19 protein-coding genes and 1 pseudogene are annotated in these 26,433 nt (G+C 40.2%); 9 read left to right on the forward strand and 11 right to left on the reverse strand.

Annotated features, from left to right (window positions below; all coding sequences use genetic code 11):
• The first annotated feature begins 262 nt into the window (after positions 1-262).
• From BGP78_RS21620 to BGP78_RS21630, 3 genes are read left to right on the forward strand one after another with little or no spacing between them, the layout of a single operon-like run.
• Positions 263-1,438 (forward strand): hypothetical protein, encoded by a 1,176-nt coding sequence (locus tag BGP78_RS21620; RefSeq protein WP_119863334.1) that lies wholly within the window; start codon positions 263-265, stop codon positions 1,436-1,438.
• Positions 1,439-1,440: 2 nt separating this feature from the next.
• A complete protein-coding gene (locus tag BGP78_RS21625; RefSeq protein WP_119863335.1) occupies positions 1,441-2,094 on the forward strand; it encodes an OmpA family protein in 654 nt (217 codons plus the stop codon).
• Positions 2,087-2,875, forward strand: coding sequence for an HNH endonuclease (locus BGP78_RS21630; RefSeq protein WP_119863336.1), 789 nt, complete (start codon positions 2,087-2,089; stop codon positions 2,873-2,875). The genes BGP78_RS21625 and BGP78_RS21630 overlap by 8 nt, the downstream gene beginning before the upstream one ends.
• A 39-nt stretch (positions 2,876-2,914) precedes the next feature.
• On the opposite strand, the gene BGP78_RS23005 is transcribed toward BGP78_RS21630, so the two are convergent.
• On the reverse strand, positions 2,915-3,040 hold the full coding sequence (locus BGP78_RS23005) for a hypothetical protein (RefSeq protein ID WP_259386412.1): 126 nt from the start codon (positions 3,038-3,040) through the stop codon (positions 2,915-2,917).
• Positions 3,041-4,904: 1,864 nt separating this feature from the next.
• Here BGP78_RS23005 and zigA point away from each other — a divergent pair.
• The 3 genes from zigA (at position 4,905) to BGP78_RS22735 (ending at position 9,035) form a co-directional block, all read left to right on the forward strand.
• Positions 4,905-6,107: a zinc metallochaperone GTPase ZigA gene (gene zigA, locus BGP78_RS21635; RefSeq protein ID WP_119863361.1), complete on the forward strand. Its 1,203-nt coding sequence runs from the start codon at positions 4,905-4,907 to the stop codon at positions 6,105-6,107.
• A gap of 969 nt (positions 6,108-7,076) precedes the next feature.
• The gene (locus BGP78_RS21640) at positions 7,077-8,225 is read left to right on the forward strand and encodes an erythromycin esterase family protein (RefSeq protein ID WP_182912363.1); all 1,149 of its coding nucleotides are present in this window, start codon (positions 7,077-7,079) and stop codon (positions 8,223-8,225) included.
• Between the two features lie 633 nt (positions 8,226-8,858).
• Positions 8,859-9,035, forward strand: coding sequence for a hypothetical protein (locus tag BGP78_RS22735; protein ID WP_182912364.1), 177 nt, complete (start codon positions 8,859-8,861; stop codon positions 9,033-9,035).
• A gap of 178 nt (positions 9,036-9,213) precedes the next feature.
• Here BGP78_RS22735 and BGP78_RS21645 read toward each other — a convergent pair whose 3' ends face one another.
• The 9 genes and pseudogenes from BGP78_RS21645 to BGP78_RS21690 form a co-directional block, all read right to left on the reverse strand.
• Positions 9,214-10,767 (reverse strand): Calx-beta domain-containing protein, encoded by a 1,554-nt coding sequence (locus BGP78_RS21645; RefSeq protein WP_119863338.1) that lies wholly within the window; start codon positions 10,765-10,767, stop codon positions 9,214-9,216.
• 1,434 nt (positions 10,768-12,201) lie between these two features.
• Entirely contained in the window at positions 12,202-12,924 is a 723-nt protein-coding gene (locus BGP78_RS21655) for a hypothetical protein (RefSeq protein ID WP_119863340.1), read from the reverse strand.
• A gap of 133 nt (positions 12,925-13,057) precedes the next feature.
• A pseudogene (gene dgt, locus BGP78_RS21660) lies at positions 13,058-14,535 on the reverse strand (dGTPase).
• A 149-nt stretch (positions 14,536-14,684) separates the two neighbouring features.
• Positions 14,685-16,259: a cytochrome-c peroxidase gene (locus BGP78_RS21665; protein WP_182912365.1), complete on the reverse strand. Its 1,575-nt coding sequence runs from the start codon at positions 16,257-16,259 to the stop codon at positions 14,685-14,687.
• A gap of 220 nt (positions 16,260-16,479) precedes the next feature.
• Positions 16,480-17,235, reverse strand: coding sequence for a helix-turn-helix transcriptional regulator (locus BGP78_RS21670; protein ID WP_119863341.1), 756 nt, complete (start codon positions 17,233-17,235; stop codon positions 16,480-16,482).
• Positions 17,229-17,999, reverse strand: a complete 771-nt coding sequence (locus tag BGP78_RS21675; RefSeq protein ID WP_119863342.1) for a helix-turn-helix transcriptional regulator — start codon at positions 17,997-17,999, stop codon at positions 17,229-17,231. The genes BGP78_RS21670 and BGP78_RS21675 overlap by 7 nt, the downstream gene beginning before the upstream one ends.
• Positions 17,993-18,766 carry a helix-turn-helix transcriptional regulator gene (locus BGP78_RS21680; RefSeq protein WP_119863343.1) on the reverse strand — a complete coding sequence of 258 codons (774 nt, stop codon included), beginning with the start codon at positions 18,764-18,766 and terminating at the stop codon, positions 17,993-17,995. The genes BGP78_RS21675 and BGP78_RS21680 overlap by 7 nt, the downstream gene beginning before the upstream one ends.
• Positions 18,767-19,399: 633 nt before the next feature.
• Positions 19,400-19,546: a hypothetical protein gene (locus BGP78_RS22740; protein WP_182912366.1), complete on the reverse strand. Its 147-nt coding sequence runs from the start codon at positions 19,544-19,546 to the stop codon at positions 19,400-19,402.
• 63 nt (positions 19,547-19,609) lie between these two features.
• Entirely contained in the window at positions 19,610-19,837 is a 228-nt protein-coding gene (locus tag BGP78_RS21690; RefSeq protein ID WP_119863345.1) for a helix-turn-helix transcriptional regulator, read from the reverse strand.
• Between the two features lie 1,203 nt (positions 19,838-21,040).
• On the opposite strand from BGP78_RS21690, the gene BGP78_RS21695 reads away from it, so the two are divergent.
• From BGP78_RS21695 to BGP78_RS21705, 3 genes are all read left to right on the forward strand, one after another.
• Positions 21,041-21,418: a hypothetical protein gene (locus BGP78_RS21695; protein ID WP_119863346.1), complete on the forward strand. Its 378-nt coding sequence runs from the start codon at positions 21,041-21,043 to the stop codon at positions 21,416-21,418.
• A 161-nt stretch (positions 21,419-21,579) separates the two neighbouring features.
• Entirely contained in the window at positions 21,580-23,040 is a 1,461-nt protein-coding gene (locus tag BGP78_RS21700; RefSeq protein WP_119863347.1) for a PepSY domain-containing protein, read from the forward strand.
• A 38-nt stretch (positions 23,041-23,078) separates the two neighbouring features.
• Positions 23,079-25,208 (forward strand): TonB-dependent receptor, encoded by a 2,130-nt coding sequence (locus tag BGP78_RS21705; protein ID WP_119863348.1) that lies wholly within the window; start codon positions 23,079-23,081, stop codon positions 25,206-25,208.
• 108 nt (positions 25,209-25,316) lie between these two features.
• Here BGP78_RS21705 and BGP78_RS21710 read toward each other — a convergent pair whose 3' ends face one another.
• Positions 25,317-25,754, reverse strand: a complete 438-nt coding sequence (locus tag BGP78_RS21710; RefSeq protein ID WP_119863349.1) for a hypothetical protein — start codon at positions 25,752-25,754, stop codon at positions 25,317-25,319.
• Positions 25,755-26,433: the final 679 nt, after the last annotated feature.

The raw sequence follows: 26,433 nt of genomic DNA on the forward strand, positions 1-26,433 counted from the left end.
TTTGGCGCGTTTGGTTGGATGGACCCTGACCTGCGTCAGGGAGACGGATGGTGTGGGCGATATTGGTATAGTTGAGTGTGCTTGGTTGGGATGGACCCTGACCTACGTCAGGGAGATGAGTGTGGGACATGGTGAGCAATGGTACACAAGGTGAGGTGAGGTTAATCGGTTGAGTAGCAGAAAAGTTAATTTTTTGTTTTTTTAATGTTTTCAATGATGTAGAATTTAAGCCATTTGAAATTAAACTTGAGGAGGTTTCAATTTGGCAACAAATCTTATTTTCATCTCGATTATTACTACAGCTGTAGCAGTTTTGTTTTTTATCTATGAAGCAAGAAAATCAACTTCTAAAGTTGCAACTATTACACCCTCTCTGTGTGTAACCATTGGTATATTCTTTACATTTGTTGGCATTGCTGTTTCATTACAGTCATTGGCACCCTCCAGCAATAGCCAAGAGGCATTTGAGGCGTTATTGGTTGGGTTGAAAAGTGCCTTTTGGTCTAGTGTTATTGGTTTAGGTGGTTCAATACTTTGTCGTTGGCAGTCAACTAAATATGGAAAAGATCCATATGATGAATATGCAAAGCAAACGAACCATATTGTTGTGGCGCTTCGAGAAAATAGCCGTAGTGTAATTCATGCAATCAATAACAATAGTAAAACAATAGCTACTATATTATCGGAGCAGCTTTTCAAAGATTCTGAAAGCTTAAGTCAGCAATTTCAAGAAAGTACGGATGTTATTTTGAAGCAATTCGCTGCCAATATTGAAATCTTAATCTCTCAATCAAATACTCTATTAAATGATGTGAATACTTCTGTTCAGTCTAATCAGGCTATATTAAATACGATGGTCACTTCATCTCAGGAATTTAACGAAAATAATAGAATCGCTATGCGAAATAGTGCGAATTTATTACATAATTGCGTTATGCACTTTAATACGATTTTAGAATCTACAGAAAAGTCACTTATTAGTTTTGAAGTGCAAAATGAAAAGTTGCAAAAAGGGATGGAAGATGTTTCTTCTGCCATTATGAGTGACTTTTCTAAGGTACAAACATTATACCATTCGTTAAGTCATGATATAAATCGAGTAGAGTCAGCAATGAAATCTGTGTCTCAGCTAGTTATAGATTTAAAACAGGTTCAAGAGTTGTTAGAAAAAGATCACAAAGAGAATATGGTAGCGGCTATTACTGATTTTAAGGTTCAATTTCAAAATGTTAGTAAAGAATTTGATGCATTAAATCTGGCGCAAATGAAAGCGGCGCATGCTTTCTTTGAGAACTTAGATCTTACAGTTGAAAAAGGACTCACCGAAGTAGTCGATGTTTACACTAGTGGCCTCAAAACCATCCTCAAAGATAATAACACTGTGTTGATAAAGAGCAAAGCCAAAGAAACTGATCTTCAGTTAGATGAAGTGGAGTAATTATGCTATTCAATGCGCAAGACACGGAAGATTCAGGTTTAGCGATTTCAGATCTAATGACGGCACTAACGGCCGTATTTTTATTAGGCACATTATTAGCCATCGAGAAACGTGATTTAATAAGTGAATATGAAGCTTTCAATAGTACTTCTTTTGAGAATAACTTATTAAATGGGAAGCGGAGAGTAGGTAAGCTGTTAGAAACAATGAGCAATAATAAGTCAAAATTACATTGGGACGAAAGTCGACATGCATTAACAGTTTGGCTGCAATTTGAAAAGAATGATTCAAAGTTGACTGAGTCTGCGAAGGCAACTCTAAATATGTTGTGCCCAAAACTAATAAGTATTGTGGGCAATCATGGTAGCTCAATTGGTAAAGTGATCATACGGGGACATACAGATAGAAGTTGGAGTGGGAAAGGTAATGATTTTGTTGGCAATATGCGTGTTTCTTATGAAAGGGCAATGAATACAACAGATTATTGCTTAGCGTCATTGCCAAAGAAGGAGGTGGTCATTGCTTCTAAGTTTGCTGCTGAAGGGGTGTCATTTCTGTACGCTGACAGTCCGTTGACTAAAGGACAGGAAAATTTACAGCGGCGAGTAGAAATTTTGTTTGATTACACTCAGCAAGCGAGACAAGTAAATGACTAAATTTAACGGCTTTCGTTCATCATGGTATGAAGTATTGGGCAATGTTAGAGAGAGTGTTGACCGAAAGATATTGTTTAACTACCGGAGAGACCCTGGTTTTTTTAAAGATGGTAGACCTGTTTTTGCTTATAAAAAAGAGTTTCAAATAGCACGTTATGACGAATTAACAGCGGATAATATAATGAGCAAAACACCCAAAGTGCATTTGACTTACTGTCAAAATATACAAAGGGCACCAGGGAAATATCAGGTAACAAGCCGTGCAGATGGTTTTTTTCATGTTAACTTAAAAACTGAAAGCGGCGAAATTCAAAAAGAGGAAGTACTATTACCTATGGCGGCTTGTCAGTTTTGCATCCGAATGCTGTTCCCTGATTATTTACCGCCACTTGGGAAGAATAAGACCAAATGTGATGAATTGGCGAGCAATTTCAATTTTGCAGATTTTGTGAGTGAAGGTGTTGTGTTAAGCCATATCGCTTTTGATGAGTCAAATATACTCAATAGGTTTTTGGGGGAAAGAAATTGGTCAGAATTTAGCAGGGATATGCGCGCAAAAAATAATTGGTGTTGTCAGTTTTGCAAAATCTCATTTAAAAGTTATAAGCATCTACTACATGTTCATCATATCAACCATAGTCAATACTGGAATTCACCCGCTAATTGTATGGTGTTGTGTATAGGTTGTCATGCTAAGCAACCCCATCATCAACATCTTAAGCAGAATAAACTTTATAGTTTATATGAAGAATACATTAAGAAAGTTACATTGACATATTAGAAGCCTCGATATTCTTACGTTCTCCTGCCATAGGGAAGGTCAAAGTGGCTGAAAGAGCCTGAAATGTGTATCAAGCGCACGCTTACCCACGTAAAAGCGTTCTCTGTTGAGGTATTGCTCGATCACTTGGGTGATGAGCTGCTCGTAAATACCGATTTGTTCCACGATTATTCCTTTTACTGCTTTGTTGTGGGATGAAGCAAGGGTTTTGAGTGCTTATATAAATGGACCCTGACCTTCGTCAGGGAGACGAGTGGTGGGGTGTTTGTTGTTGGGGGTTGGTGTGGCTTTGGCGTGTTTGATTGGGATGGACCCTGACCTTTGTCAGGGAGACGAATGGTGGGGGTGTTAGTGGTGTGTAGGTTTTGCATCATGGTTAGTTTTCTATTTGTCTCCCTGAATTCATTTCAGGGTCTAGGTTTTGGGAGATGGGTGATTTGGGGCGATGGGTATAAAGTTGGGTGCGGTGTGGTGAAATGTGACTTGGTTTTGCTATGTTTGTAATTTAAATGTAATAAAATGTAAATTTATTCAGGCGCTATAAACTCAGGATTGTGCATTAAACATGCAGGCTCGTGTGCAAGGGTGTATAGGCAAAGCGTTATATTCATTATGTTGCATTTAACTTCCTGTACTCATTTTAGGGCTATTTTTCTGGCTGAATAAAGTGCTTTACTTGTTAAGTTGCTGGTGTCATTGTGGTTTTTTTAATAAGGAATGTGTTATGAAAATTAAAATGGTAAAAAAACAGATTAAAAACTTGTCTACTAACAATACTCTAAATCAAAAGCAAACTAACAAAGTTGCTGGTGGTATGTACGCAACAGCACCTTGGATGACTTGTCATTCGCATGAATGCGCAACTTATTACTGCTAAATTGTTATATCAAACTCAATTATTTGAGTTTGAAAATTAGTAATAATTCAATAACCTTCGGCTAGGCTGAAGGTTTATTTTTGATCCAAATAGGCGAACTATAAATTAAGTCCGTTATGACTTCATTTTGTGTCGTGACTTTTTACAAGTAATATAATCTACCCTCAAATATTTCGATTGATTTCTCATCTATAAATTACATTTCTTTTATGATTATGACTTGGCTTTTTATGCCTCTAGCGTTGTTCATTGTGGTTGTTAATTAGACAAGTCACTTTAGGTAATTATGTGTTTGGGTTGTGAGTGCTTATGGAAATGGACCCTGACCTTCGTCAGGGAGACGAATGGTGTATAGGGTTTGCGTCATGGTTAGCTTTTTACTTGTCTCCCTGAATTCATTTCAGGGTCTAGGTTTTGAAGTGTTTGAAATTGAGCTCTGATGGTTTGTATGGGCCCTGACCTACGTCAGGGAAACGGAGGGTGTGGGTGTTTGTTGTGGCTTTGGAGTGCCTTTTTCGGATGGACCCTGACCTGCGTCAGGGAGACGAATCTATTTTAGGGAGACGAGTGGTGGGGTGTTTGTTGTTGGGGGTAGTGGGGGGTTGGTTTAGCTTTGATGTGTTTGGTTGGGATGGACCCTGATCTGCGTCAGGGAGACGAATGGTGTGGGCGTTGGTTGTTAGTGGTGTGTAGATTTTGCGTCATGGTTAGTTTTTATTTGTCTCCCTGAATTCATTTCAGGGTCTAGTTTTTGAAGTGTTTGAAATTTAGCTCTGATGGTTTGTATGGACCCTGACCTGCGTCAGGGAGACGGATGGTGTGGGTGTTTGTTGTTAGTGGTGTGTAGATTTTGCGTCATGGTTAGTTTTTTATTTGTCTCCCTGAATTAATTTCAGGGTCTAGGTTTTGACGTGTTTGAAATTGAATATTGATTGTTTGATGAGCCCTGACCTGCGTCAGGGAGATGAGTGGCGAGATTGAGGGTGTGGTGGTGGATAGGATAGCTGGCTAGCAGATAATTTCAGCTTTATAAAAGTTGCGCAATGTAATGTTATAGTATAGCGTGTTTTGTTGGGTCGTGTTATTAGCGCTTCGTCATCGCTAATGATTAAGTCAAACCGTCAATTTATAATTCAATGTGGTAAAAAAATTATGTCTAATATACCGTCTTTACTGCCTGTTACCGTGCTTTCTGGCTTTTTAGGTGCAGGTAAAACTACCGTTCTCAATCATATTCTAAGCAATCGAGAAGGCCTCAAAGTGGCTGTTATTGTTAATGATATGAGCGAAGTTAATATTGATGCAGCAACAGTGCAAAATGAAATAAGCTTAAATAGGGCAGAAGAAAAGCTGGTTGAAATGAGTAATGGCTGTATTTGTTGCACGCTCAGGGAAGATTTGCTTGAAGAGATCACCCGTTTGGCTAAAGAAGGTAAATATGACTATTTGGTCATTGAATCTACCGGTATTTCAGAGCCTTTACCGGTGGCTGAAACATTCACGTTTGCAGATGAAAATGGCATTAGTTTGTCGGATGTTGCCCAGTTAGATACCATGGTCACTGTGGTCGATGCGCTTAACTTTTTAAAAGATTACGATGAAGCGAGGTCTTTACATGAAGTGGGCGAAAGTTTAGGTGAAGAAGACGAGCGCAGTGTTGCCGACTTATTGGTTGAGCAGGTGGAGTTCGCTAATATCTTATTAATTAGTAAAACCGATTTGATTTCAGACACTGAACTTAAGCGTCTTAAAAGTATATTAAAAACACTTAATACTGATGCTGAACAAATTGCTATTTCAAACGGTAATGTGCCGTTAAAACAAGTATTAGCGACCGGTAAATTCAGTTTTGAAAAGGCAAGTGTTGCAGCAGGTTGGTTAAAAGAAATGCGGGGTGAGCATTTACCTGAAACAGAAGAGTTTGGTATTAGCAGTTTTGTGTTTGAAGCGAGGCGTCCATTTTATCCAGAAAAGTTTTATAACTTTTTACACAGTAAAGAGATCGCGGGTAAGTTGATCCGCTCAAAAGGCTTTTTTTGGTTGGCAACAAGGCCGCAATTTGCGGGTAGTTGGAGCCAAGCGGGCGGTATGGCACGATATGGTGCCGCGGGATTATTTTGGAAAGCAGTACCAGAGCAAGATTGGCCCACAGATCCTGACTATCGCCAAGCAATAGAAGCGCAATGGGTTGAACCGTTTGGCGATATGCGCCAAGAGCTGGTTTTTATTGGCCAAGGGTTAGATAAAACAAATATTATCAATCGGTTAAACGCGTGTTTGTTAGAAGAAGATGAATTGCTACAAGGTGCATCATCGTGGGCAAAACTCCCGGATCCATTTCCATCGTGGGAATGATGCGTTTGAAGGGATCAGTTTTTTGTGGGATTTTCCCCTCTGAATTTATTGAGTAATTTGAATTCAGTGAGTAATTAGTAAGGAGAGTTGCTTAGCATGGACCCTGACCTGCGTCAGGGAGACGATTACTCTTTTTTTGTGTGTTATGAATTGATATGCACTCCCTTCGTCTCCCTGAATTTATTTCAGGGTCTATTATTTGTACACCAAGTGAGATTGCACGGGTTATTCAACATGGATCCAGACCTGCGTCAGGAAGACGAATAGTTTCAAACTAAGATTGCGAGCAGACTCCATTGGCCTCCCCAAGCAAGACAGAACTCACCTTTCGTCACCCTGAATTTATTTCAGGGTCTATTTCTCGTGTACCAAGTGTTAGTGCAGGGGTTATTTAACATGGATCCTGACCTACGTCAGGAAGACGAAAACCCCAAAATCAAGAAGGCGAATACACTCCATTGGCCTTCCCAAGCAAGACAAGGCACTCTCTTCGTCTCCCTGAATTTATTTCAGGGTCTAGTCTTTACGAGATACTTTCATGTGCACTAAGTGAAGTGCGGGGGTTATTCAGCATGGATCCTGACCTGCGTCAGGAAGACGGATATTTCCAAACTGAGATAGCGAATACACTCCATTGGCCTCCCCAGCAAGACAATATACTCCCTTCGTCACCCTGAATTCATTTCAGGGTCTATTTCTTGTGTACCAAGTGTGAGTGCAGGGGCTATTCAACATGGATCCTGACCTGCGTCAGGAAGACTAATGGGGGTTAATTGATTACAAGGAGGCATTTCGTAGCGGCGCAAATTTTAGCACATGAGTCATATACTTATCTGTCATCCTAAATTCATTTCAGGGTCTGAGGTTTCGCCGTTAACGTTGTGTTGTAAAGTTATAAGACTAAAGTCGGTATCCGATTTTTTACGACCTCTATACAATGGTTTAATTGTACATTTTTTAGGGAAAGTTATGTTTGGAAATTACGTTTCAGGTGCTTTAATAGCAGTGATGTGGGTGATCAGTCCTTTATCAGTAGCTTCAGCAAGCTTGCAAGAGGTGGCGAATGAGTTTGCTGCAAACGTGGCGCAGCACCAATATGTGGCGTTAGGTGAACAAAGCCATGGCGCAGCGAATGTGTATAACTTTAAACGAGAAGCGGTTAAAGCATTACATAAAAACCATAATTTTAATGTACTTGCACTTGAAAGCGGTTTGTATGATGTTGACTGGTTGTATCGAGAGTTTGTAAAAAACGGTGCGTCAATTGAGCAAAGTGCGCCGGGTAATATATTTTACATGTATGCAAATAGTGCTGAGCTTAAGCCGCTATTTAAATATATTGAGCAATCACACAGTACTGATCGGCCGCTAAAATTGGTTGGGTTTGACTCGCAACTAACCGGCGGTATTTCTAAACAATTTTTGGTTAAAGAGCTAGGCAGCCTATTGCCTCCTTTTAATGCGCAGTTTAGTAAAACGCAGTGGCAAGAGGTCGCGGCTGTTTTACAAAGCGTGATTGAAATCAATAGCACCAAACCAAAAAATACCGATGTTTTTTTTGAGTTGTTTGCACAGCTTGAGGCACACGCATTGGGCATGACAACTCGGCCTGCTTTTTGGCAGCGTATTCTAGTGGGCTTAAAAGCGCAGGCAAAAAGGCAATGGCAACTTAGTGACATGAGAAGTCATGAAATGGGCAATAACTTAGTGTGGCAAGCCAAGCTGCACAAAGGGCAAAAAATGATAATTTGGGCACATATTTATCACCTACAAAAAGAACGTGTAGACGGGGCCCAAAACGCTGGACAAGTGATGTTTGCGCAATACCCTAGTGCCTATCATGTAACACACTTTACCGGCGGAAAGGGCCAGTTCGTCGACTTTGTAAGCATGAAAACGCGCTCTGTATCGGCTTTGGCAAAGAATAGTGTAGAGTTAGCCGCGAACAAATTAGACTGTGACATATGTGTGCTAGACGTCCGTACGCTATTGCGTAAAGCGCCTAGTAGTGAAGTGTTACTGGTTGATTATGAAACATCAGTACCGCTAAAAGACATCGCACACAAGTGGGATTCATTAGTGCACTTTGCCCATGTTACGCCATCAAAGCAGCAGTAAATTTGCGGAGTTTGATATTGAAAATAGGGGGGATGGTGTTTAACTCGTCTCCCTGAATTCATTTCAGGGTCCACTTTGTGTGATGTACGGAAATAGAGGTAGTTGCTCAACATGGATCCTGACCTGCGTCAGGAAGACGGATATTTCCAAACTGAGATGACGAATACACTCCATTACTCTCCCCAAGCAAGACAATATACTCCCTTCGTCTCCCTGAATTTATTTCAGGGTCTATTTCTCGTGTACCAAGTGTGAGTACAGGGGCTATTCAACATGGATCCTGACCTGCGTCAGGAAGACGAAAACCTCCAAATAAAGATGATGACAACACTCCGTTGTCCTCCCCTAGCAAGAGCTTAACACGCTATTCGTCGCCCTGAATTTATTTCAGGGTCCATATATGTCAGGGTTCAGTCTGTATGGATACATGTGTAAATTAAACTATATGGGGTGATTTATTGCTTGGTAAATAAGCAATAAAGCGGCTTTATTTTAAGTTGATTGACAAAGTATTTCATATATTTACTTAGAGTATACTTTATTAATAAATTTATTAATTAGTAGACACGCCAGATTTTACTGTGTACTTTGTGAACTCATGTGAAGAATAATTAAACAAAGGAGTGCATGTAAATGAAATTACTACTAAATAAAAAGTCACTAAAAACACTGAATAATAAAGATTTGCCATTGTCACTAACTGCTGCGGCAGCTGGTGGTGCGGAAGATGTTAACTTTACGCTTTACGCAGGATGCAATACTCAGCCGTCAAACCCACGTATTTGTGGTGGTACAGGCCGTACTAAGTAACGCGTTAGTGTGGTCAATACATTATTAGTTAATGTATTGACCACGTTTATTTTTATTATAGAACTAGTTATTTAAGTGTTACGGTTTATCGATTTTGTTGTTTACCTTCCTTGTCACTGTTAATAGTGCTTATTAAACATTCCCTGTATTTGAATTAATGCTCCCTCTGAAAATAATATCACCAACAACCGTTGGCACAGTTAACGTTATGGTGGTTGTGGATCTGCGATCTATGCCCTGTGTGCACATTAACGGTTACCCCATTGTAAGTGAGGGTAGCCCATGCTGTTGTGCCGTTGTTCATCCACCAAGTACTTTGGCTGTCTCCTGCGTAACTAAAGCTATTTGCAGGCAATGATTTAGTCGCGATTTTTTGACTGCTAATATAAAAGTTAACTACTGTGCCAGCGGGTGCATTAGGAAAGTGGCCTTTGATCCCTCTAATGCGTTGACCGTCACAACAGCCATCGGAGCCTTCCCAGTTTACACTGCCATTTTTAGCTGCGTTTTGAAGTTGGACCGCAGGGTCGGTATCATTTTCAATAATCGTGGCTGTTTCACTATCTGAGCCTGCCCCGTTATTTGACGCGTTGATATGAACAGTAAATTGTTTATTTCCTTGAAAAACGGAGTTATCGACAGTGGGTATTGATATTGTATAGCTAGTACTGCCGGCTGGAATAGTAACAGTCTGATCTGTATAGCTATAGTCACTGCTCGTGGCGGTGCCTGGTGTGGTTGATACATCGACCGTTACATCGGTGCTGTATGAGTTACTAAGTTCTATGTTAAAGCTGAGCGTTGAGCCTTCGTGTGCAGATGCAGTCACAGGTGTGAGCGACACGGTTGGCTTAGTCACTAATTGACATAAAGGGACCTCTGGGCACGCATAGCCATTGCTATTGTCGACCGCCAAATCATTTATTTGAGTAGGTATTGTTGCCATAAGGCATGCAGCCCCTGTAGTGGGGATAACGTGATAAAGCTCAGACATGTTATGGCTGCCATAATCATTACTTTTATCACGGCTGATGATGAGCTCACCCACACCATTAAATACTGCACCTGTGACTGTTGATAAGTTATGATCAGCAAGTTTAGCCACGGCTAAAGTGGCAATATTAACGGTAAATATTGCAGAATTAGAGATCAAATATAATTGCCCGTTCTTGAATGCCAAGTCACCACGCCACATTTCGGGGTTGCTCGAATACCCAGACATACTGCCTAATAGTGTTGTTGCACCAGTGGCAGGCTCAATTGAATAGAGTTTATTAAAGTAAGCGCCATACAACAGTTGTGAGGTGCTGTCGTATGCAAGTCGGTACATCGGCTTACTATTGGCTAATGTAATGTGCTCCTTGGTGCTCATATCTACATAAGCAACTTTCGTGTATTTTTGTTTTTGTGCAGAGATAGGCAGCGATTTTAGCTCAGTGCTATTTAAGTCAACACCCGACACATCGAGTTTATATTCTGACGCTCTTGGTGCACTGATATAATACAAACGATTTAAGTCTGATGCGTATGCCATTGCTGCTGAACTAAACTTAGCCTTTGAATGAACAAATGCGTCACCGCTATACTCATTGACCGCAACTACTAACCCAACTTCACCTCTGCCTGCGTTGATACTAAAAAGCTGACCTGTGCAGTTATTTGCTTGAATGTTAGCTGTGAATAGACAGCTAGTGAGTACCATAGAATTGATTATTTTTTTGATAGTGAACATAAGATTAGCCCCAGGGTTTTGTTTGGCGTATGGGCATTTCCTTGCACGTCAAAATAGGTATTTTATCATCTTTTATAATTTCATTATGCGCTTAGAGATTTATCTTGCAACATAAAAATCACATTAAATAGTATTTTGGTATTGGTTTTTGTTTTGTTCTATGATTTTTAACGAATTATTTTATTGCGCGTTATAAAGGAGCTAATAAAATCGTAAAGGGGCTTTACACCGTATTTTTGTCTCTCTAATAAGAGTAAGTAATCCCCATTTTTGCTTTAAGTTGGGAAAGTAAATATCATTTACCTCTTTTCTAGATGACAAATACGTTTAACTAGTCTCCCTGAATTCATTTCAGGGTCCACTTTGGGTGATGTACTGAGATAGAGGTAGTTGCTCAATATGGATCCTGACCTTCGTCAGGAAGACGAATAAACTCAAATCAAGTAGATGAATACGCATTATTCGCTGCTCTAAGAAGCCGAATACATTTAAACCAAACAGGCGAGTACATTCACACCTAACACACGAGTACACGCCTTTCGTCCCCCTGAATTCATTTCAGGGCCCACTTTGTATGATGTACTGAGATAGAGGTAGTTACTTAACATGGATCCTGACCTACGTCAGGAAGACGAATAAGCTCAAATCAAGTAGATGAATACGCATTATTCGCTTCTCTCAGAAGCCGAATACATTTAAACCAAACAGGCGAGTACATTCACACCCAATACACGAGTACACGCCATTCGTCTCCCTGAATTAATTTCAGGGTCCACTTTGTATGATGCACTGAGATAGAGGTAGTTGCTCAATATGGATCCTGACCTTCGTCAGGAAGACGAATAAACTCAAATCAAGTAGATGAATACGCATTATTCGCTGCTCTAAGAAGCTGAATACATTTAAACCAAACAGGCGAGTACATTCACACCCAATACACGATTACACACCATTCGTCGCCCTGAATTCATTTCAGGGCCCACTTTGTATGATGTACTGAGATAGAGGTAGTTACTTAACATGGATCCTGACCTTCGTCAGGAAGACGAATAAACTAAAATCAAGCAGACGAATACACGCCATTCGTCGCCCTGAATTTATTTCAGGGTCCACTTTATATGATGTACGAAGTAGAGGTAGTTACTCAACATGGATCCTGACCTTCGTCAGGAAGACGAATAAGCTCATGTCAAACAGATGAATACAGTCAAACCAAACAGACAAGAAAACACCATTCGTCTCCCTGAATTCATTTCAGGGCCCACTTTGTATGATGTACGGAAATTGGAGAAGTTGTTCAATATGGATCCTGACCTGCGTCAGGAAGACGAATACACTCAAACAGGCGAGTACACGCCAATCGTCGCCCTGAATTCATTTCAGGGTCCATCAAGGCTTTCAAATAAAACAGACGTATGTTGATAATAGGGGGAGTTAGTGTTCATGAAGGGTATGGAGTGACTTTTTGTACTCTTCGAGGTGTAATAGCTGTCGTTCTAACATTTTAGTGGGGGCTTGTGTGTGGGCTTTTTTTAGCCAATATGTGGCTTTTTTTAGATCTTTGCTAAATGGAATAAAAGTGGTGTTGTATTTTAATGCAGGGTTGTAAAGCTGCCCAAGGAGTAACTTAGCAGGCCAATACTTATCGTCTGCTGCGAGCTTTAAGTAATGCAGTGCTTGTATAGGGTTAGCATTATCAACGTGATAAAGGCCCGCATTAAAATAATTGTAGCGAGAGGTCCCATTAGCACTACTTTGTAGCTGTATGATTTCTTCATTAGAAAGCGTTACAAGTAACCTTTTTAATTGAGTTCTTATAAAGTTAACAGAAATATTCTCTGGGTACTCTAAACCTTGGTTGTAATAAGATATAGCATGTTTACGCAGTGATGCGTTTGCTTGGTCTGATTTATAACGCAGATGATAAACCGTCGCAATGCGAATATTTGCAATACCAGGCTCGTAGTGTGCAATTTTTTTAAAGCATGCAATGGCCTTTTTATCCTCTTTATTGCCAAAATACTTCATACCTCGGCGCAAATAGGGTGACCAAATAGCATCATCATTTAACTGTTCTTGCTTATATGATAAGCCTTCACAGGCATAAGCTGACGCAGAACTCAAAATTACGACGAAAAGTAAGAGTGTAAGGCGCACTTGCAAGTTCCTGTTTTGGGTTTTTATATTTATGCAACAATATTAAATAAACAAGCGCTTTGCAATCCACACAATATCTATATTTGTAAATGGGTGTGAAAATAACAGCATAAAAATGTATAAATAGAATATTCTAATCTGCAACAACGAGGGTTCTATACGTATCGTAAGCGAACTGATCGGTCATGCCGCTTACAAAGTCTTGTAATAGACGGCTTCTGTAATAAAATTCAAATATAGGGTGTTGTGTTTGTTCAGGTGTGAGCTGGTTTATTGTTTGCTTATAAACGGCAACAAATTTCGGTGAAATGCGGTTCAAAAGCCGTGTTTCAATAGGAAATCCTCGGTCTTTGTTAATTATTTGCATAAATTGATGTGCGTCTAACTCTAATAGCCGTCTATATTCATCTAAAATCCCCGAGGTTATTTTATAGCCCTGTAGTTCTAATTCTTCGACCTCTTTATGGCAAAAAACATGTTTGAGCGCGACGTTCTTAAGCGTTTGTGTAATGGCATATTGGTAACTTTGATCTTCAAGCAATGCACTATTAAAGCTGCCGTGATATACCGCCTCTAAATTGCCAATAAATCGAGTGGCTGCATGTTTAACTAACGTATGAATTAGCCCAACCCTGAGCCAAATAAAAAACTCATTGTCGAAATTCGCGAGGTTCTCACAAGCGCGCTCGTAGGCATAGGTGCATTTATCGGCAACAAATTGCTTATATATTTGCTCCGACGGTGGAAGGGTACTAAGAATGCTCTGATATTCTTCGGCTAATAATACGCTTAATGTATCGACGCTAATAAACCCTTTTTCTACAGCATCTTCAATGTCTGCAAGGCAATACGCAATGTCGTCGGCCGCTTCCATAATATATGCAGCTGGGTGGCGGTGCCCAACTTTGATATGTAGCGCGTTACAAAGCTCATTAACAAATTGGTGTTCGCTATAGTAATAGCCTACTTTTTTTGTAAGTAACTGGTTGAGCTTTCTAATGGAGGCTTTGGCTGCGTGGCACAGCGGGTATATTTTAAAATGCTGGCAGTTTGGCAATAGGTTAAGTTTAGGCTAGATAGGGTGTGGATGATCCGAATAGCCTGAGCGTTACCTTCAAAATTACACAAATCAAATAAAAGCTGCATTTTTAGTGGTACGTTTTCATTGTATTTGTGGCTGCTTAATTGAGCCATATCTAAAGAATAAGCGGGATGTTGTGACAAGTACCGTTTAAACCAATCGTTGATTGCTGCTTCACCAAAATGGCCAAATGCGGGGTTGCCAATGTCGTGCATTAGGCAAGCCATTTCAACCAATGATTCAAGCGATGTGGCTAAATCATCATATAATTCTGGTGCGAGCTTTTGTTTTTTTAACGCTTTAACAATGGTTTGGGCAATGTATCGGCCATTTTGCTGTACTTCTAATGAGTGGGTTAATCGCGATCGAACAGCAGCGTTACGCTCAAGAGGGAAGACTTGGGTTTTTTGCTGCAATCGGCGTAGCGCCGCACTGTTAATAATACGACCTCGGTCACTTTCAAGGCTACCTTGCACCGATTTTTGTGGATTATGCGGTCTTAATGCGTTGATCTTTTTATTAAAGTCCATTTTTAGCTCGAATATTAATCATAAAATCATTGTATTGAGTCCTTTATAAAATGTAAATTTTTTGACCATTTTATTGAGTGAACTAAAAAAAGAGTTGATACGCACATAGGTACGTAGCAACTCATTAATGGTTGGGAGGTGTAAACTGGTTAGGGTGTAAAGCGTGCCCTTAGCTGTAAGTTGTCGGGGTCATTGCTTGAATCGCTTGGTACCCATTGCTGAATACAGTCAGTATCTGTGGCGCAGTGATCCGTGAGTGCGTGTAAAAATGCAACCACGTCTTGCTGTTGCTCTGCATTTAAAATGGGTTTTACAAACCGTGAACGCTCAAAGCGGTTTAATGCAGCTTGGCTATTTTGTTGTGCTTGGTCGTTTAATTCATCACAGTTCTCGTTATCGGCAAATTGTGGTAATCCGCAGGCGCCCCCACGTTGAAAGAATTGTTCAATGCTTGTGGCTGGGTCCACATAGTGTGCAACAACTTGTTCTAGTGTTTCAAACGAACCAGCGTGGCCGTAAGGCGCGGTTAATGCCACGTTTAATAAGCTAGGTATGCGAAACGCAAATTGATTACGGCGGGTAGGATCTATCGCTGCTCTGCCAATATCGCTTTTATCAGGCTGAGTCCCAATACCAAATTGTGGGTACGCAACATTGACAAATCCTTCGCGGGTAAAACGCGTGCCACCGTGGCAAGTGTCACACCCTGCGCCACCGTCTTCACGGGGTGTAAAATATAATACTGCACCGCGTTTTTGTTGGTCGTTTAGGGCAGTGGGATCACCATTTAAATAACGGTGCCAATCTGAGTCAACCAATACCAATGACTGCTGATATTGTCCAAGCGCCAGCGCTATGCTATCAAAGGTAATAAGATTTTGTGCTGGTTCATCACTGTTAAATGCTTGTTGAAAGTGTGCTAGCCAGTCATTGGTATCTAAACTGCCTGTTTCGCCACCATAGTCGCCAATACGTTCTGCAAGATGACGCCTAACTTCGTCATTTGTGGTGGCCTGTGGAAAGGCACTTCCGCGCATTTCTTCAACCGATGTAACTGGGAATCGAGAAAGCGCGGCAGTTAAGCTATCGCCGGCATTCACATCAACACTATTAAATGTTGAATCAGGTGTGCTAATTTGGTTGGTACGAACACCTTGTTCGTTTGTAACCATCTCAACTCGCCCATCCCAAAAGAGGGTGCGGCGCATTAATCCGGTATTAAAAATAGTGGGGGCGTTACGAGGAATGGTCACCTCATTATTGAGTGCTTTTCGTTCAAGGCCTATTGCATCTGGGTCGATGGCATTGGTACCAATACTGAATGACAGCTGATCAGCGCCGCCAAGCTCGGGGTGGTGGCATGTGGCACAGGCGACGGTTTTTTCACCCCCTAGCGCTTTAGTAAAAAAGAGTTTCATTCCAAGCTGTGTGATAGGTTCATTAATACTGGGCGCGCGCCTTGCCCCTCGAATTGCGCTTCTAAGTCGCTTTTCAATAATTAAGTTAGCGAGTGCTTCATCAGCCGTTGCATCAGATGAAATTACAGCCAAATTTGCGCTTACCACGGTGGGAAGCGCGTTAATGTTACCTTCATGTTCTTGAACATTCACGCGCTCTGAGTTGATAAAGTTTGGTGTACTTGCTGATGCAGTGTTTACGACTACAGCTGTTATCAATACTGCACTTATTACAATAGAATTTAGTACTAAAGAACTTGATTTCATATTTCAACCAATTAAAAACAACTAGATAAACAAACAATGACAAGCAATTGTGGAAGAAATGTGAATGATTGTGAAAAACGAAATTTAAAGTGGTTTTTTGGTGTTGCTTTATTTATTTTTGTTAGTTCTTTATGGTTGGTTTTTCGTGATGTAGAGTCGTTTTAGTCGGGTTTCTATTAACTTAATTAACATAGTGCAAAGTTGTATGTTAGCGCCAAGTCTACTTATTCGGCTTCAGGTTTTCACGTGTCATAGTAATGAGTGTTGCGATAACGACTGCCCACCCAAAATAGACAAGACTCTCATAGTAGGTGTAAATAAAATTAAAGTTTTTAAATGCATATTGGCGATTAAGTATGAACTCGATTGCCGCAGCAGCTGTCAAGGCTGTAAAATAAGCAAATGTCATCGTTAATACTAATGAATATGAATAGCTATGCTTCCATGAGTGAAGAAACGTACATTTTATAATTCTTTTTTGATTAATAAATATTATTAAAGCAAAAAATGAGAGTAGGGACTGCGATAAAAAAATGCTTGAAGAGTGCCATACTGTTTTGTTTTCTAATCGTGCCAAAAAATTCACTATAAATTGAAATGAGGTATACTCAAGCAAGCTAGTTAAAAGAAGAACAACTGCGGTAAATGTTATTGAGCTACTTTTTCTGAAGATACCAAATGCCAAAAATAGCCCAAGAATAGCAACATAGGATGACATCATAATGTCAGGTGTAAAATATGCAATTGTAAAGAGTATAAGTATGGAATTTTTCATACCTTGCAATTGAGCTGCCAGTGGCTTTAAGTCAATTTTACAGACCGATAACCACCTAAAAAGCTGGCTGGCTTTTGGTTCGCACACTCCTTGCTCATAATTGATGATTGTGCGCCTATCGCAGTCGAGCTTTTTGGCCATATCGGTTTGTGATATACCCGCATTTTTTCTGACTGATTTTAGGTCGCTGCCGTCTAGCATTGAGAGTTACCATTTTTTAACTCTTTTTCATGAGAGGCAACCATTGCAGCCAGTGTAAAGATAATTAGGGACATACCGATATATACCAAATTCTCATAATAGGTATAGAATACAGATAAAAACGTATAATTATATTTGCTATCTATATAAAAATCAATGAGATGTAAAGTTGTAATTGTCGAATTGTATATGTAAATTTTAGGTAGTGCTTTTTCCAATAACGATAGTTTTGGGTTTTCTATGTGGATTTGATGGCGTTTTCTAATTCTATAAGAGAAGATGTAATAGCCTGCAATGCTAAAAGTTATTTGGAAGGAATAATAAAATATAGCTATGATGAGGTCGTCTGTAGTTAAGCTTGATATGAAGCTGTCGAAATAACCAATAGATATAAATTCAAACGTGCATAGGGACGCTATAATAAAAGCAATACAAGAGATGTTTTTCTCTCGTCGAATTCCCCCATATATGGCGAACGATATAAGAGCTGAAATGTAAAAGTAAATTATTATATAGGGTGATATAATAACTAAGGAAAGAAAAATGAATGCACTTTCTTTTATATTACGAAGCTGTACAGCTAGTGGCTTTAAATCAATTTTGCATACTGATAACCACCTAAAAAGCTGACTAGCTTTTGGTTCACATACTCCTTGCTCATAATTGATGATTGTGCGCCTATCGCAGTCGAGCTTTTTGGCCATATCGGCTTGCGATATCCCCGCATTTTTTCTGACTGATTTTAGGTCATTTCCGTCTAGCATTGAGAGTTACCATTTTTTAACTCTTTTTCATGGCGGACTATCATAGTGAATAGTAAACAAATTATGCTCAACATTGCTACATAGTTAAGCTGTTCATAATAGTCATAAACAAACGCTAGATGTTTGAAATTTAATTTGTAATTTAAACCATACTCAATAGCTGATATTATCGCCAGTGTTAAAAGGTAAATATAGATCCAAGGAAGTACTTGGTCAGCGATGGTTGGTGATACTTTCATTTTATTTAGGATGTACTTTGATATTTTAATACGTTTAGAGAAAATGACTAGTGAGAATGTAGCCATTAATATTTGAAATGAATAATGTATAGTTGCTATCGATATGGCTGAGTAGTTATGTTCTACTAATATAGTTTTCAAAAGCGTTATTATCCGATACTCAAAATTATAAATGATGAATAGCAACGTTGATATTTGTGCTATATTTACATTTTTTCTGACAACAGCGTACAGTATACATAATAAAACTATAAAGCTATAGATGTTACTACTAGTAGCTGCTGAAATCATCGGCAATGCAAATAATACGAAAATTGATTCTTTGAAGTGTTGGAGTTGACTTGCCAGTGGCTTTAAATCAATTTTACATACTGATAACCACCTAAAAAGCTGACTAGCTTTTGGCTCACACACTCCTTGTTCATAATTGATGATTGTGCGCCTATCGCAGTCGAGTTTTTTGGCCATATCGGTTTGTGAGATACCCGCATTTTTTCTGACTGATTTTAGATCGCTGCCGTCTAGCATTGATATATCTCTAATTTTTTAAAACTCATTTATTAGTTTAATGATAGTTAGGCGCTTCTAGTTCTTTCTTGTGATATATAATCATTGAAAATAATAAGGTTACAACCATCGTCATACCTAGGTATATCAGTTCTTCGTAAAAGCTGTAGAAAAATGATAGTGTTTTAATTTCATAAATTTCGTTAATATAAAAGTCAATGGTGTGTAGCGTTGCTATGATAGTGTTGTATATGTAAATCCAGGGCATGATATTGTCAAACGGCGTTAGCTTTATTTTCTTACTGTTGGATATTGTTCTGGATATTTGAACTCTGAGAATGAATATGAAAAATGCTATAATAGAGAACTTTATTTGATATCCATAATAAAAGGTACCAATTAAAACCTTACTTGAAAGGTTGTTTAATAAAAAGTCATAGTAAAAATCAATTGTTATATATTCTGCTATATATAGAGTTGATGAGAATAAGGAAATATGGATTAAGTTTACTTCCTTATTCGCAACTCCATAAAATAAACATAGAGTTATTGATGATAGAAACACAGTGCTCGTAATGTTAGGGTTTGAAATTAATGTATAAAAAAAGAAGGTGAACACCATTGTTATTATAAGTTTTGTCGAGTTTTTCATTGTTAACTTATTTTGTTTGTTTGGCTTTTTAGGTTGGTAATGTGAAGGGGTTTTTCATTAATATATGCTGATTTAGTTGCCCTTTCTATTTTTTTTGGAACAGCCCCGCCATTAATTTTTTTGCATGTTGACTCATTTAATGTTTTCACAATGTAACTCCTGTTAATTAAAATATGAAACCTAACTTTTATAATAATTTCTTACTATAAATTCTATTCTGAATCTATTTTTTCTCTTATCTTAGTAATTTGATTTGTTAAAGGCTTAATATCTACCCGACAAATTACTAACCATTTAAGAAGTTGGCCCATTTTGGGCTCACCAACACCTAACTCATAGTTAATGATGGTCTTTCTATCGCAACTGAGTTTACTTGCCATTTGTGCTTGTGTAATACCGGCCTGAGTCCGCATGGCCTTAAGGTCATCACCATTGATCACATCCTATCCTTAATATGTAGATGGAAAGGTTATTTTAATTATATTTAACTCAAATATAACATTGTGATCACTTAGTGTAAACCTCGGTGCATATGATAATATTTATAATGTAATTAGTGAAGTACTTGTTGATATTTTGGTGCGATAAATTTGAATTTTTATCATTATTAATGGTCGCTGGTTGGTTTGTATTGGGATTTTTGGTGGGTTGAGGGTGATTAGTATTGAGTAATTGGACCCTGACCTTCGTCAGGGAGACGAAAAGGGGGATGTGAGACGAAAGTTGCGTCAAGGGGATTGAAGCGGGGGCTGGGAGGTTGAAACTGGGCCGCCCGCACACCGGTTGGGTTTGGGTGATGTGACTTATATGGGCCCTGACCTGCGTCAGGGAGACGAAAGTAGCGTCATGATTACGTAAATGGCGTCACGAGACGAAATTGGTTTGTTAGGTTTAGGTGTTTTTTTATTCGTCTCCCTGAATTCATTTCAGGGTCCACCTTTATTTATTATTCGTTATGGAGGAACTGTTAGGTATGGGCCCTGACCTTCGTCAGAGAGGCGAAGTTGGTTTGTTGGGTTTGGGTGGTGTGATTTGTATGGGCCCTGACCTTCGTCAGGGAGACGAAAAGAGGGTTGTTTGGTTTGGGTGGTTTGGTTTAGATGGGCCCTGACCTGCGTCAGGGAGACGCAGTTGGGTTGTTGGGTTTGGGTGGTTTGCTTTAGATGGGCCCTGACCTTCGTCAGGGAGACGAAAAAGAGGGCAAAGAGATTGATGAAGTGGGGGCTGTGATTGGGTGCTATGACTTATATGGACCCTGACCTTCGTCAGGGGGACGAATTTGGGCTGTTGGGTTTGGGTGGTGTGATTTGTATGGGCCCTGACCTGCGTCAGGGAGACGAAAGAGGGGGAAGAGGGGGAAGGTCAGGGTAGTGAGACGAAAGTGGGGTCAGGGGTACAAAAATTGCAGCAGGGAGGCGGAATGAGGTGTGCTTATCAATGCTGCAGTTGGTGTGTATGGGGTTGTCTTTTATTTGTCTCCCTGAATTCATTTCAGGGTCCCTTGTTTTGAGGTGTATAGACAGTACAAAAGTAAAGGGTTGATACTTTTTATTATCTTTTTTTACATGTGGGGAGATTTTTCCACACAATCTAGTTGATTATTGTTAACAGTTGGTGCTCATAGTAAAAAGGATAGGTCATTGATGACGAGTTTATTACCACTGGACGTGGCTTCGGAGTCACTGCATAACTTAGGGTTAAAAGATGTTACTAAATACTCTATTGCAACAAAAAAATTGTACATTAAACACGTTTTTATAAAAAACTTAGACGGTGATTTAGTAAAGCCAAAGTTAACTTATACTGATTTGGAGTTTTTCGGAACCACTAACGCTGTGGACGGTTACTGCTATGTATTGGTGTATGTTTTTAACAAACGGCGTAAAAAGTTTGATATGGCATTTTTTTTAGAAGATGCAGAAGCAATTAAAGGTATAGATACCCTTGAAGCTAAAAAAAGAATGACTGATTTATATTCTATCTCGCGTAATATTCGAGGTGCTTTGTTAGGTCAATTTTAGTTTGCAAACGTGATTGACCTTTATTTTATGTAATTTGCACGGTGCTTGCGCTGTTTCTCATTCAAAAGGATGTATTGTCTCTCCTGCGACATTATGTCACACGCTCAATGCGTTAATTCGAATTATACTCTCCTTTATCTTTCTGATATAAAAATAATAATATGATCAAGTCGTTGCTTGTTTGGCATAGGCGTTTTGCCTTATTGTGCGTTATTCCTTTTGTTGTTTGGGCTTTGAGTGGCTTGTTGCACCCTGCAATGTCGCACTTTGCGAAAGCTGAACGGCTTAACACCCCATTTATTAAAGTTCCCAATCATATTTCTGCGGTAGCAGTACCTTTAAAATCGGTTTTAGTCGCCCACAACATCACGGCGTTTAGCCATGCAAGGGTGATTGAATATAAGGCGGCATATTACTATCAAGTGGCGGTTGCGAATGCTCCCTTGCCACACATTTATTACTTCTCAGTGGAAACGGGCTTAATAAATAGCGCTTTAAATGACGAACGTTATGCACTTTATTTGGCGCAATCATGGGCTGAACAGGCCGCCTTGGGCACTGAATTAATTAACGAATTTAGCCCTGAATATGCTGAAATTAACCGTATACTGCCTGTTCATCGCGTTACCTTACAAAACAAAAATCGATTGTATGTTGATACGTTAAGCAGCCGTATTGCAGCGCATAATACGCCCTTGCGAGAAAGTTTGTCTTATTGGTTTAAGCAATTACACACCTTTGAATTTATTGGCGAGCGACATAGCCTATGGCGCATAACCCCGATGTTGGCAATTTCATTGCTATTATTTGGCACTGGGGTGTTTGGTTTAGTAAGTTATGCTCTGCTATGGCGACGTTTAAAAAGTAAACGTGTTAATACGCCAGTGCTACACCGTTCATTGGGTGTTGTATTGAGTGTATGTATGTTGGGGTTTGCAAGCAGCAGTATTCATATATTAGTTGATAAGTTTTTTCCTGAGACGTTTAGAGCGTTGTCGCCTGGCAACGCTATTTTTACTGACCGACTTAACCACGATCCATTAAAAGATGTGCTTGACTCAAACGGCGACAATTTTCAATTGGTGGCTGTGGGTGAGCAAGTTGTTACACAGGTGACGAAACAGGCATTTGTACAAAAAAGGCCGATAGTCGAATTTAGTTATTGGCAAAACTCAGCGGTAAATGTAACGAGCGTAGACGTAGCTCTGGCTCAGTTACAGCGGCAACTTAATGTCGGTGGTACGGTGCTTAATTGGCAAAAAATTGATAAGTTTGGTCAAACTTATGGTTTTATAAACAAACGATTACCTGTTATTCAAATGCGCTTTGTGAATGCACCTGATGTGCTTTACAGTGTTGAACCGCACACTGGGTTTGTTGCTAACATAGAAACAAATTGGCAAAGCGCACGTAGTTGGCATTTTGGTTACTTACATAAATACCACTTTTTAAACCCGCTAGGCCGAGAAGTTCGAGATGTTATCGTCACTGGTATTATTATTGGCTTGGTATTGACCGCATTGTTTGGCGTTCGTTTGTATATTGGCCGACGTAGGCGGCAAAAAAGTGCGATTGTGCGTCGTGGTGTATTGTCGTCGGGCGGTTATGTGGACAGCCACTAATTAAAAGATTATTAAAAAATAACTTAGGAATATCTAGAATGAAGCAGCGCTTTTGCTATTCACTTATCTCATTGTCTATTTTATCTGCGTGTTCAATCAACGCATACGCATACGCGAACGACGATAATGCGATGGCTGATATAGAGCAGATCACCGTTACATCGAGCCGTACGGCCAAATTAAATACCCAGTTAGCGCTCAGTATAGGCAGCGTGTCGGAAGAGGTGCTAAATAATGATAATAGCCAACATCTGTCAGATTCTTTGCAAACTATTCCGGGTGTATTGTTAAACCAGTTGTCGGGTGGGCAAGGGCATAACGCGGCTATTCGTATGCCCATTAACTACGGCGGGTATACCTTGTATCTACAAGACAATGTGCCTTTACAGTCGGCGGCTTTTTATAATCATAATGCGCTTTGGTGGGCGAGCAGCAATTCGTCTTTGTCGCGCTTAGAAGTAATGAAAGGGGCGGGTACTAGCTTGTATGGCTCTGGCGCGGTGGCAGCAACGGTTAATGTGTTATCTGCGCCCGTTGACTCGAACAAAAATGCTTTAGGCTTAACGCTTGGCGAAGCCGGTTATGAGCGTTATCAGGGCAGTATTACCGAGCACTTTAGTGAAAATAATGGTGTGCGAGTGTCGGGTGCGTATTTAAATAACGATGGGTGGCGTGACAACAGCAGTGTAGAAAAAGCAGAGCTTAATGTGCTACATGAAGTGAGTTTTTCTGATAGGCATCAGCTTAAAACCAGTGTGATGGCGTCAAGCCTTGACCAACAAATGCTGGATGCACTTACAGAAGATGAGTTTAACGACGACCCGTCGCAATCAGGGTTACCGTTAGAAGTCGTCAATATTGACCCTCGCCGTAAAACTGACTACGTGCGTGTTAGTTCGGAGTATCAATACCATGGCGACGCTGTGTTTGCGTCGGTTATTCCTTATGCGCGATACAGAAGCAATGATTATATTGCGACGTGGCAACCTAATATGCCGCAAGTTGAATCGAGCGTAAAAACGGTTGGTGTACTGGCACTGGCTAACTTTTCTCACAGCGATGGGTTTGATACCACGATAGGTATTGATTTAGAAAGTGCCAAAGGTGATGCACTTTCGTATCAAGCTGCCACGCGCACAACCACTGGCTGGGGGGCTGCAACTTATCCTAAAGGGCATGTATTTTATAATGATGAGACCCGTTTTAGGGGAGTTGCGCCTTATATCCAGCATAATGGCGAAATAACAAAACAACTTAGTTATAGCCTTGGGCTCAGGTATGACAATAATAAGTATGAGTTTAATAATAGCTTACCCACTTATGACGACGATGGCTTTGGCAATCGATCTATCGCTGATAGAACAGATACATTTGACCATTTAAGCCCCAAGGCGAGCTTAAATTATCAGATGAATGATATCAGCAATGTTTATGTGCGTTTTGCGAATGCGATCCGTATTCCAACCGCGTCTGAGTTATATCATTTAAAAACCAAAGAAACGAGTGCGCAATTGAGTGCGTTAAATGAAGAGACCTCTGACACATACGAAGTGGGGTATAAGGCACATTTTGAGGCGCTGAGCATAGAACTGGCGTATTATTTTATGGCGGTTGACGATGCGATTGTTACCGCTTATGACGATTTTGGCGCTTCTTATCGGGTGAATGCTGCGCGTGTAGAACACAGCGGCATTGAGCTTGGTGTGAACTATGACGTCTCCAAGTCGGTGGCTGTTGCGTTTGCGTATAGCCGATCAGAGCATGAATTTGACCATTACATAGAAGACCAAGGGCGTATTGACCGAAACACGCAACGCAGTAAAGCGCAGGATTTATCTGGTAATAGTTTACAAATGGCCCCTGACTATGTGGCTAATTTGCGGTTGAATTACAACAGTGATGTTTTCGATGGGTTAAATGTGGTGGCTGAAATTCAAAGCATCGGTGACTACTGGATGGATGCCAAAAATACACAAAAGTACTCAGGGTATACCGTTGCCAATGTGAAAGTGAATTACCTTTTAACGGATGCGTTAAAACTTCATGTGCGAGTTGCTAATTTAACTGATAAAAAATACGCGTTGCAAGGGGAGTTACGTTACGGCAGAGAACGTATTCAACCTGGAGCGCCAAGAACGTTATACATGGGCTTACATTACGACTTTTAACGGGCGATTGAGTTAAATAACTATTTTTAAAGCGCATTTAGGTAATGCGCTTTTTTGTATTTGCCTTTTTAACCTAACATGCAGCCTGGGGCGGCCCTAGCAACAGGTTTAGGCTTTATTGTTGAAAAACATGCCCGCGTTACTCGCGCCGTTACTGGTAAATAAGCTTTGTACTAGCGTTGATGTTTGCTTTTTGATTATAAGTTGCACATTTTGCAGTTGTTCATCAAGTTGCGTTTTTAGCTCTGCCAGTTGCTCGGCACTTTGCTCTTTTGTGAGGCTTGAGTCAGCCCGCACTTCGCTCATTTTGTTCTGTAGAATTTTGATGTTACCCACGATTTTTTCTTGTGCACTGATATCGGACGTTTTATCTGTGGGCGTCTTTTCATCTTCAAGAGTGGTTTTTTCAGTGGCTGTTTCCTCCGTGGCCTTTGTTGGATCTTCTGTTACTGGCGTTGCCGTGTTTTTACCTTTGCTGGTGGGGGTTTCTGACAGGTTATAACCATGATTTGAGTAAGCGCTTGGCGGCAAAGAGTTAAAGTTCATGTGTGACACGGTCCTTATGCGACAACATTTTGTCGGATGTTAGTTTTATGAATATTAAGCACTTTTTATACCAGTTGTGTACGGCGTGGTTATTTATAATGAGGTCTCCGCTTTTCGTCTCCCTGAATTTATTTCAGGGTCTAGGTTGTGTGTTGCGTCTTGGCGTTAGGGGTTAATTAGCATGGGTCCTGATCTTCGTCAGGGAGACGATGGTGTGGGAGAGAAGGTTGGGATTAATTGGCATGGGCCCTGACCTGCGTCAGGGTGACGGTGGAGTGGAGTGAAGATTGGGGTTAATTAGCATGGACCCTGACCTTCGTCAGGGAGACGATTTGGAGGTGACGTGATGAGGCCGCTAAAGAGTTTGATGTTGCCGCTTTTCGTCCCCCTGAATTTATTTCAGGGTCTAGGTTTTGTATTGCGCCTTGGCATTAGCGGTTAATTAGCATGGGTCCTGACCTTCGTCAGGGAGACGATGGTGTGGGAGAGAAGGTTGGGATTAATTGGCATGGGCCCTGACCTTCGTCAGGGAGACGATTTGGAGATGGTGTGATGAGACTGCTAAAAAGTTTGATGTTGCCGCTTTTCGTCTCCCTGAATTTATTTCAGGGTCTAGGTTTTGTGTTGTTTCTTGGCATTAGGGGCTGATTGGCATGGGCCCTGACCTGCGTCAGGGTGA

The organism is Pseudoalteromonas sp. MSK9-3 (assembly GCF_003590335.1).
GTDB lineage: Bacteria > Pseudomonadota > Gammaproteobacteria > Enterobacterales > Alteromonadaceae > Pseudoalteromonas.